This is a genomic window from Bacillus sp. FJAT-27245 (assembly GCF_001273955.1).
Taxonomy (GTDB): Bacteria; Bacillota; Bacilli; order Bacillales; family Cytobacillaceae; genus Bacillus_D.
In genome coordinates, this window is record NZ_LIGI01000001.1 from 4,513,312 (window position 1) to 4,521,130 (window position 7,819).

At 46.6% G+C, this 7,819-nt stretch carries 10 protein-coding genes and 1 other RNA gene; 7 read left to right on the forward strand and 4 right to left on the reverse strand.

Going from position 1 to position 7,819, the window contains the following annotated elements; all coding sequences use genetic code 11:
* Positions 1 to 7: 7 nt before the first annotated feature.
* The 3 genes from ADU24_RS21960 to ADU24_RS21970 form a co-directional block, all read right to left on the reverse strand.
* On the reverse strand, positions 8 to 700 hold the full coding sequence (locus ADU24_RS21960) for a deoxynucleoside kinase (protein ID WP_053368646.1): 693 nt from the start codon (positions 698 to 700) through the stop codon (positions 8 to 10).
* A gap of 16 nt (positions 701 to 716) precedes the next feature.
* Positions 717 to 1,364 (reverse strand): deoxynucleoside kinase, encoded by a 648-nt coding sequence (locus ADU24_RS21965; protein ID WP_053368647.1) that lies wholly within the window; start codon positions 1,362 to 1,364, stop codon positions 717 to 719.
* Between the two features lie 277 nt (positions 1,365 to 1,641).
* On the reverse strand, positions 1,642 to 2,931 hold the full coding sequence (locus ADU24_RS21970) for a LysM peptidoglycan-binding domain-containing protein (RefSeq protein WP_053368648.1): 1,290 nt from the start codon (positions 2,929 to 2,931) through the stop codon (positions 1,642 to 1,644).
* 116 nt (positions 2,932 to 3,047) lie between these two features.
* On the opposite strand from ADU24_RS21970, the gene tadA reads away from it, so the two are divergent.
* From tadA to ADU24_RS22000, 7 genes are all read left to right on the forward strand, one after another.
* A complete protein-coding gene (tadA, locus tag ADU24_RS21975; RefSeq protein WP_053368649.1) occupies positions 3,048 to 3,578 on the forward strand; it encodes a tRNA adenosine(34) deaminase TadA in 531 nt (176 codons plus the stop codon).
* Positions 3,579 to 3,657: 79 nt separating this feature from the next.
* Positions 3,658 to 3,922, forward strand: an RNA gene (ffs, locus tag ADU24_RS22820) — signal recognition particle sRNA large type.
* A 241-nt stretch (positions 3,923 to 4,163) separates the two neighbouring features.
* Positions 4,164 to 5,861 carry a DNA polymerase III subunit gamma/tau gene (dnaX, locus tag ADU24_RS21980; RefSeq protein ID WP_053368650.1) on the forward strand — a complete coding sequence of 566 codons (1,698 nt, stop codon included), beginning with the start codon at positions 4,164 to 4,166 and terminating at the stop codon, positions 5,859 to 5,861.
* 31 nt (positions 5,862 to 5,892) lie between these two features.
* Positions 5,893 to 6,222 (forward strand): YbaB/EbfC family nucleoid-associated protein, encoded by a 330-nt coding sequence (locus ADU24_RS21985; protein ID WP_082307083.1) that lies wholly within the window; start codon positions 5,893 to 5,895, stop codon positions 6,220 to 6,222.
* Positions 6,223 to 6,233: 11 nt separating this feature from the next.
* Entirely contained in the window at positions 6,234 to 6,830 is a 597-nt protein-coding gene (recR, locus tag ADU24_RS21990) for a recombination mediator RecR (protein WP_053368651.1), read from the forward strand.
* 21 nt (positions 6,831 to 6,851) lie between these two features.
* Entirely contained in the window at positions 6,852 to 7,070 is a 219-nt protein-coding gene (locus ADU24_RS21995; protein WP_053368652.1) for a YaaL family protein, read from the forward strand.
* Between the two features lie 80 nt (positions 7,071 to 7,150).
* Positions 7,151 to 7,417: a pro-sigmaK processing inhibitor BofA family protein gene (locus ADU24_RS22000; protein WP_053368653.1), complete on the forward strand. Its 267-nt coding sequence runs from the start codon at positions 7,151 to 7,153 to the stop codon at positions 7,415 to 7,417.
* Positions 7,418 to 7,604: 187 nt separating this feature from the next.
* Here the strand turns inward: ADU24_RS22000 and ADU24_RS23605 are convergent.
* Positions 7,605 to 7,819 (reverse strand): hypothetical protein (locus ADU24_RS23605; protein ID WP_231689659.1); only part of this gene is annotated, 215 nt, incomplete at its 5' end.

Consider the following 7,819-nt stretch of genomic DNA (forward strand, 5'->3'; position numbering starts at 1 on the left):
CAGCTAATCAGCCGGTATGCGTTTTAGTAAAAAGGATTTCATTCAATTTGTTATCCACTTCCCTGCAGACCCGTGCGGCATCTTCCGGGCGGTTGACGATATCGGTCACGTCCATGTCGATAACCAGCACTTCGCTGGCTTTGTAATGGTTGAAGACCCATTCATCATAGCCTTTCCAGACCTCGAAGTAATACTCCTTCAGCTCGGGGTTGATTTCAAAGCTCCTCCCCCGTGACATAATCCGTTCAATAACAGTATCAAAGGAGCCTTTCAAGTAGACCATCAATTCCGGAGCTTTTTTCGGAAGTTCATTCAGTTCTTCCATCATATTGTCGACAAGATCTTCATAAATCCTGAATTCAAGCTCGGAGATACGGCCAAGCTTTTTATTCACATAGGCGAAATACCAATCCTCATAAATCGACCTGTCCTGGATCGTATATAACGGATTGTGCCAAGTGACGCATTCCTTGACGGTTGTAAACCGTTTATTCAAAAAGAATAACTGAAGAAGGAACGGAATTCTTTTTGCATCCAATTCTTCAGGGGTCAGCTCATAATAAAGTGGGAGAATCGGGTTATCATCCACTGTTTCGTAAAATACTTTGCTGTCTATTCCCTTGCTTTGGTAATATTCATTCAATAAATCTGCCACACTTGTTTTGCCAAGGCCAATCATGCCGCCGATTACGATACTCAAAATAGTTTCCCCATCCTTATAATGTATTGGTCCAGCTGCTTTTTGCCAGCGATAATGAGAGTTCTGATAGGATTGTGTCCAGGTCCTTCTCGCTTTTTACGAAATCCATCACATCGCCACTGTAGCGAAGAACCGGGATTTCAGGATGCTGCCTCTCAAATGCTTCCATTGCTTCTTCATAGTCACGCGACAACTGTTCAAGATAAAGAGGGCTGATATTCTTTTCGACTTCGCGCCCCCGCATCGCGATCCTGGCCAGCAGGGTATCAAGGCTTGCATTTAAATAAATGACAACGTTTGGTTTTGGCATATCCTCGGTGAGGATTTGATAAATTTTAAAATACTTTTTGTATTCCTCGTTGTTCAGCGTCCTCTGGGCAAAAATCAAGTTTTTGATAATATGATAATCTGCGACTACCGGCTGATTTTTGGCCAGATAATGGGTATTGATGTCACCAAGCTGCTTAAAACGGTTGCAAAGGAAAAACATCTCCGTCTGGAAGCTCCACTCTTCAATGTTTTCATAAAACTTGCCGAGGAAAGGATTTTCATCCACGATTTCTTTTAACAATGCAAATTGATAATGATCGGCAATTGCTTTTGCAAGAGATGTTTTTCCTACACCAATCGGCCCTTCAACAGTAATAAAGGGAGTTTCCCCCATTGCATGTCCTCCTTCTCCGCTCACTAACTAGTTTGTATATGCCTATATGCCAGTTATGTAAGAATTAGAAAAAATAAGAAATAAGTAGAATAATGTCGTAATTAGACAAATTGTATTTTACCATATTCCATACGGCTTCGGATATGGAATATTTATGGGGGAAAAGGAAGGGAGGCCATCATCCTTGATTTTACAGGATTTAGGTTTGGAAAAATAGTGCTTGGGGACGATGCCTCCCAATAAAAAAAGCTGCCCTGGTCTGGGCAGCTTAACATAGTTAGGATGTTGTCCTTTTAGTAACATTGAAATTTTCCGTAATCAGGAGCCAGTTTTGCGGAAAAGAAAGGCCAAGCTTCCAATAACTCATCCCGCGTAAATTAAGCTCTTTGATCAAATCGAATTTGGCCTGTATGGAGCGGGCATCTTCAAACCAGACCTCATGCTGCCGCCCCGCGCGGGTGTATCTGAAGAACGGGGCTTGGGCTTTTGCATCATATTGAATAGGAACATTGTTTTCTGCTGCAATCCGGATTGCCTGCTGCGGGCTGACCGCCCTGGCTACGCTTCCCTGGACGAAAGGGAGCGTCCAATCATAACCGTACAGGTTCTGACCCATCATGATTTTTGAGCCTGGCATTTCGGTAAGGGCGTATTCAAGGACGCGGCGTACCGGGCCAATGGGGGAGACCGCCATGGCCGGGCCGCCGCTATACCCCCATTCATACGTCATAATGACCACAAAATCGACAATCTCGCCATGGGCCCTGTAATCATGGGCTTCATACCACCGGCCCTTTTGTGTGGCGCTTGTCTTTGGGGCAAGGGCGGTAGAGATAAGCCAGCCTTCACGCTTGAAGCGGTCCCTAGCTTTCCTGAGAAAAGTGTTATAGGCTTCCCTGTCGGCGGGACGCAAATACTCGAAATCAAAATGGATATCCCGAAAGCCGAGCCTTCTTGCAGTAGCGACGATATTGTTTAGAAACCGATCCTGTATCGCTATATCATTGAGCAAAATACGCCCAAGTTCATCGCTGAATTGGTCATTTTCCTGATTGGTGATGACCATCATCAACACATTGTTATTGGCACGGGCAATTTGGGGGAAATTGTCCAGTAAAGGCTCTCGCAACGTACCGTCCCTTCTTGCCTGGAAGCTGAACGGAGCAAGATATGTTAAATAGGGTGCCGCCTCACGCGCGCTAGCTGTAAGAGCGGGAGCCACAGTTGTTCCTCTTGGCTCCACATATGCGTTGAAGTCGCCAGCACGTTTCGTTCCGGGTGGGATATACAGCCGAAACCCGACACTTAATGGCTGGTTGACCCGGATTCGGTTAATCCGCGCGAGTTCCTCAGGGGTCGTACCAAACCTTCGTGCTATTGAATAAAGTGAATCGCCGGCCCTGACAAAATAAAAGCTCCCGGCAATCGGGATGACCATCGCCTGCCCAATGACAAGGTCGTCCGGGTTTGGCAATTCATTTGCTTCGACAATATCATTCACGGTCGTTCCATATGTCCGGGCAATGGCTGCCAGGGTTTGTCCGCTTTCCACAACATGGATTTGCATCTTCTTCCCTCCTTGCGCAAAAGTAACGCTACCTCCATTCTATGAGGAGCCAAGACTTTTCATGTTATACTAACTTAAATGTACCGGATTAGATTTTAATAAAAGGAAGTGTTGGGATGGAATATGTCCCAGTTCTAGACGAAATCTTTATGAAAGAAGCAATATTAGAAGCCAAAAAAGCCGCGGCGATTAATGAGGTGCCAATTGGCGCCGTGCTTGTCATGGCGGGGGAAATTGTCGCCAGGGCCCATAATTTGCGTGAGTCCGGGCAAAATGCGGTGGCCCATGCCGAGCTGCTTGCCATAGATGAAGCCTGCAGGACAACCGGGAGCTGGCGGCTTGAAGGAGCGGTCCTTTATGTGACACTTGAGCCATGCGCCATGTGTGCCGGTGCAATCGTCCTCTCAAGGGTGGACCGTGTTGTTTACGGGGCGGCCGACCCAAAAGCTGGCTGTGCCGGAACGTTGATGAATCTTCTGGAAGAGAGCCGTTTCAATCATCAATGCGAAGTCGTATCCGGAGTCCTCGAAGCGGAGTGCGGCGGCATGCTTTCCGACTTTTTCCGTTCGCTAAGGGAGAAAAAGAAAGAAGCAAAAAGGATTGCCAGGAAGGCTGCTGTGGAAGGCGATACAGGAATTGACAAGTAGAGGCCATTGATTTTTCCTGAAAAACTCTGTATACTTAAAAGGCGCTATAAAAGCGCCATAAAAATTGGTTTCAATTTTGCCGTGCTAGACGGGGAGGTAGCGGTGCCCTGTACCCGCAATCCGCTCCAGCGGGGTTGAATCCCTTCCCGAGGCTGCCACTCTGTAGGGCCTGCCTCAAGTAAGTAGTGTTGACGCCTGGGTCCTGCGCAATGGGATTCCATGAACCATGTCAGGTCCGGAAGGAAGCAGCATTAAGTGGATGCTCCCATGTGCCGCAGGGTTGCCTGGGCCGAGCTAACTGCTTGAGTAACGCTTATGGATGGCAGTCGACGGAAGGTGCACGGCAGTTATATTAGATACCCAAAACCCATCCTTTTTGAGGGTGGGTTTTTTGTTGTCCGAACAAAGGATCCCGGGCCTTTATGAAAAAAAGCGGCACATGCGGGATATAGGTTGAAAACCTATATAATCCAGGGTCCCTGGATTACACTTTACATATAAAATACGGTATAATAAATAGATGGTGATCATTGCCCGGAATTCCCCGGCAAGCCGAAAGAAGAGATTGGAAAGGGGGCATTGCCAGTGGCCTATCAGGCACTTTACCGAGTCTGGCGCCCACAGCAATTCATTGATGTCGTGGGCCAGGAACACATCACGAAAACATTGCAAAACGCACTGGTTCAGCAAAAAACCACCCATGCCTACCTTTTTTCAGGGCCGCGCGGGACCGGGAAAACGACAGCTGCCAAGATTTTGGCTAAAGCAGTCAACTGTGAAAATGCTCCTGTTGCAGAACCTTGCAATGAATGCAGTGCATGCCGAGGCATTACTGACGGGACAATCCAGGATGTCATTGAAATCGATGCAGCTTCCAATAACGGTGTCGATGAAATCAGGGATATCCGTGACAAAGTGAAGTATGCTCCCAGCTCCTTAAAATATAAAGTTTATATCATAGATGAAGTGCATATGCTTTCAACCGGGGCATTCAACGCCCTCCTCAAAACACTTGAGGAACCGCCAAGGCATGTTATGTTTATTTTGGCGACAACTGAACCCCATAAAATTCCGCTGACTATTGTTTCGCGATGCCAGCGCTTCGATTTTAAAAGGATAACCGCAAACGCGATTGTCGGAAGGATGAAATTGATCGCCGATGAGACAGATACCGCTTATGATCCGGCTGCCCTGCCTATTATCGCCAGGGCGGCGGAAGGTGGTATGCGTGATGCTTTGAGCCTGCTTGACCAGGCGATTTCTTACAGCCAGGAACAGGTTACAGTAGAGGATGCACTGACTGTCACCGGCTCGGTTTCCCAAGGGTTTTTGGCGAAAATGGCTGAGGCCATCCTAATGAGAGATGTCGCCCAGGGCCTTGATATCCTAAACGAGCTGCTCTTTCACGGGAAAGACCCCTCGCGATTTATTGAGGATTTTATTTTGTTTTTCCGGGACATGCTTCTTTTTAAAACGGCCCCTTCGTTGGAGGAGTCGTTAGAGAGGGTAATGCTCGATGATGGGTTTCGGGATTTGGCAGGCCAGTTTTCAACGGGGCAAATTTATGATTTAATCGATATGCTGAACAAAACCCAGCAGGAAATGCGCTGGACGACCCACCCGCGAATTTTTCTTGAAGTGGCGGTCGTCAAACTATGCCAGCAGGAAACGGCGGTCCAAACAGCCGCCGCCGAAGATTCCCCTCAAGTGGCCGTCCTCCTGAACCGGATCGACAAGCTTGAGGAAGAGTTAAGGGAACTGAAGAAACACGGCGTCTCAGCGGCTGCAAATGAGCCGGCAAGTTCGGGCCAAAAACAGGCGCAGCGTATATCCAGAAAAGGGTTCCAGGCACCGGCCGGGAAAATAAACGAAATCCTGAAACATGCCACAAAATCCGACCTCAATTTGCTAAAAAGCAATTGGGGAGAAATGCTTCGTTCATTAATGAAGTCGCATGCGGCGTTATTAAATGAAGCAGAACCTGCAGCTGCCTCATCCGGAGCCTTTGTTATTAAATTCAAGCATGAAATTCATTGCCAGATGGCAATGGATAACCCGAAATTTTTAGAGGCTATTTCGGATAGTTTAAGGCAATTGACCGGAAAAACGTTTTCCATTACAGGAGCTCCGGAAGACCAGTGGGCAACGATTCGGGAAAACTTCCTATTAACCCACCAGCCGGATGGCGTGGAAAGCCAGGAAGCAAAAAAGGACGAAGAAGATCCGCTCCTTGACGAAGCCAAGAAATTGTTTGGCGGGGATTTAATTGAAATTATTGAATGATAAACGGAGGATGACAATAATGAAACGTAAAATGCCAGGTATGGGCGGAATGGGCAATATGCAAAACATGATGAAACAAATGCAGAAAATGCAAAAGCAAATGGAAGAAGCACAAAATGAACTTGGTGAAAAGACCGTCGAAGGAACCGCTGGCGGAGGCATGGTAACAATTGTTGTAACCGGCCACAAGAAAGTTGTCGATGTTAAGATCGATCCCGAGGCGGTAGATCCGGAAGATGTGGAAATGCTTCAGGACACCATTTTAGCTGCCTTGAATGATGCGATGGATAAAGCCGAAAAATTGTCCGAGTCCACTATGGGGCAGTTTACTAAAGGAATGAACCTTCCCGGCTTGTTCTAGGAGGAGAGAAAATGCATTATCCCGAACCGATATCCAAGCTGATTGACAGCTTTATGAAATTGCCGGGGATCGGCCCGAAAACGGCCGCTCGTCTGGCTTTTTTCGTCCTTGGCATGAAAGAGGATACAGTCCTCGATTTTGCTAAGGCGCTCGTAAACGCGAAACGGAATTTAAGCTACTGTTCCGTATGCGGCCATATAACCGACCAGGACCCATGCTATATATGCTCAGATGAGAGGCGCGACAAAAGTGTTATATGCGTCGTCCAGGACCCTAAAGATGTTATTGCGATGGAAAAAATGAAAGAATTCAATGGACTTTACCACGTCCTTCATGGTGCGATCTCACCGATGGAAGGCATTGGCCCCGAGGATATCAATATACCCGATCTGCTAAAACGGCTTCAGGATGAAACGGTCCAGGAAGTGATTTTAGCGACGAACCCAAATATTGAAGGGGAAGCGACAGCCATGTATATTTCAAGGCTGCTGAAGCCATCGGGCATAAAGACAACGAGAATTGCCCACGGGCTGCCTGTAGGAGGAGACCTTGAATACGCTGACGAGGTTACTCTTTCAAAAGCGTTGGAAGGCAGGCGTGAAGTTTAAAAGGATGGAGGGTAAAGAATAATGTTCTTTCGGCGAAAAGGCCGGCTGCGCCATGAGTCCAATGAGAGATTCATCAATTTGCTAAACGACGTCAAGGCTGACTGGCAGCGGCAGAAAACCCTTCTCGAAAAATCATTTGATCCAACAGAAGAAGTGATTTGCCAGTCAAGAATGGCCGAAGCTAAATACTTCTTCCTTTTAAAAGAGGCAAAGCATAGAAAAATCAGGTTAGGGCGTTAAGTAAAGGAACTCCCGGTCTTTTTTGTGGAACTTGTACATATAATTTAGTACGAGTTTCCCGAAGAAGGGGGAGTTTTTTATTGGAACCGATTTACGTTATTTCTATATTGGGCGGCCTGATCATCCTGGTCCTTATAGCGGGAGCGCCGATGAAGCCGGCGAGGCTGCTGGGGCAGGCCGCGATAAAACTTGTGATTGGTGCGCTTCTTTTGTTCTTTTTAAATACAGCTGGAACCCAGTTTGGAATCCATCTTCCAATCAATCTGTTTACGACATCGGTTGTGGGGTTCCTTGGCATCCCAGGTATGGCAGCCCTTATTGCTGTCGATATGATTGTAATTGGCTAATTACAATTGATAGAAACGAAATCCGTTGTACGGCGGATTTCGTTTTGTTTTTTATACGCTTTTCGTTAGCTATAATTTCCATTAAATAAAATTTGAAAAAGGAGTTGACCAAATTGCATAAACCCTGTATTATAGTAAAAGTCGCCGCTGAACAAAACGGCGGCAACGAAAAAAAGTTATTGCTTTTTTAAATTTGAAATGTTATACTAATTAAGTCGCTTTTGAGCGATGTGAGAAAAATTGCTCTTTGAAAACTAAACAAACAAGCGTCAACAAACAATAATATAGTGATCTTCGGATTACTAGTCAACGTAACATTTTGAGCATGACTCAACTCTTTTTGGAGAGTTTGATCCTGGCTCAGGACGAACGCTGGCGGCGTGCCTAATACATGCAAGTCGA

Bases quoted from the DNA above. Each gene is read 5' to 3' on its own strand.
- recR (WP_053368651.1), top strand. From the start codon at position 6,234: ATGCATTATCCCGAACCGATATCCAAGCTGATTGACAGCTTTATGAAA.
- ADU24_RS21970 (WP_053368648.1), bottom strand. From the start codon at position 2,931: ATGCAAATCCATGTTGTGGAAAGCGGACAAACCCTGGCAGCCATTGCC.
- ADU24_RS21965 (WP_053368647.1), bottom strand. From the start codon at position 1,364: ATGGGGGAAACTCCCTTTATTACTGTTGAAGGGCCGATTGGTGTAGGA.
- tadA (WP_053368649.1), top strand. From the start codon at position 3,048: ATGGAATATGTCCCAGTTCTAGACGAAATCTTTATGAAAGAAGCAATA.
- ADU24_RS21995 (WP_053368652.1), top strand. From the start codon at position 6,852: ATGTTCTTTCGGCGAAAAGGCCGGCTGCGCCATGAGTCCAATGAGAGA.
- ADU24_RS21985 (WP_082307083.1), top strand. From the start codon at position 5,893: ATGCCAGGTATGGGCGGAATGGGCAATATGCAAAACATGATGAAACAA.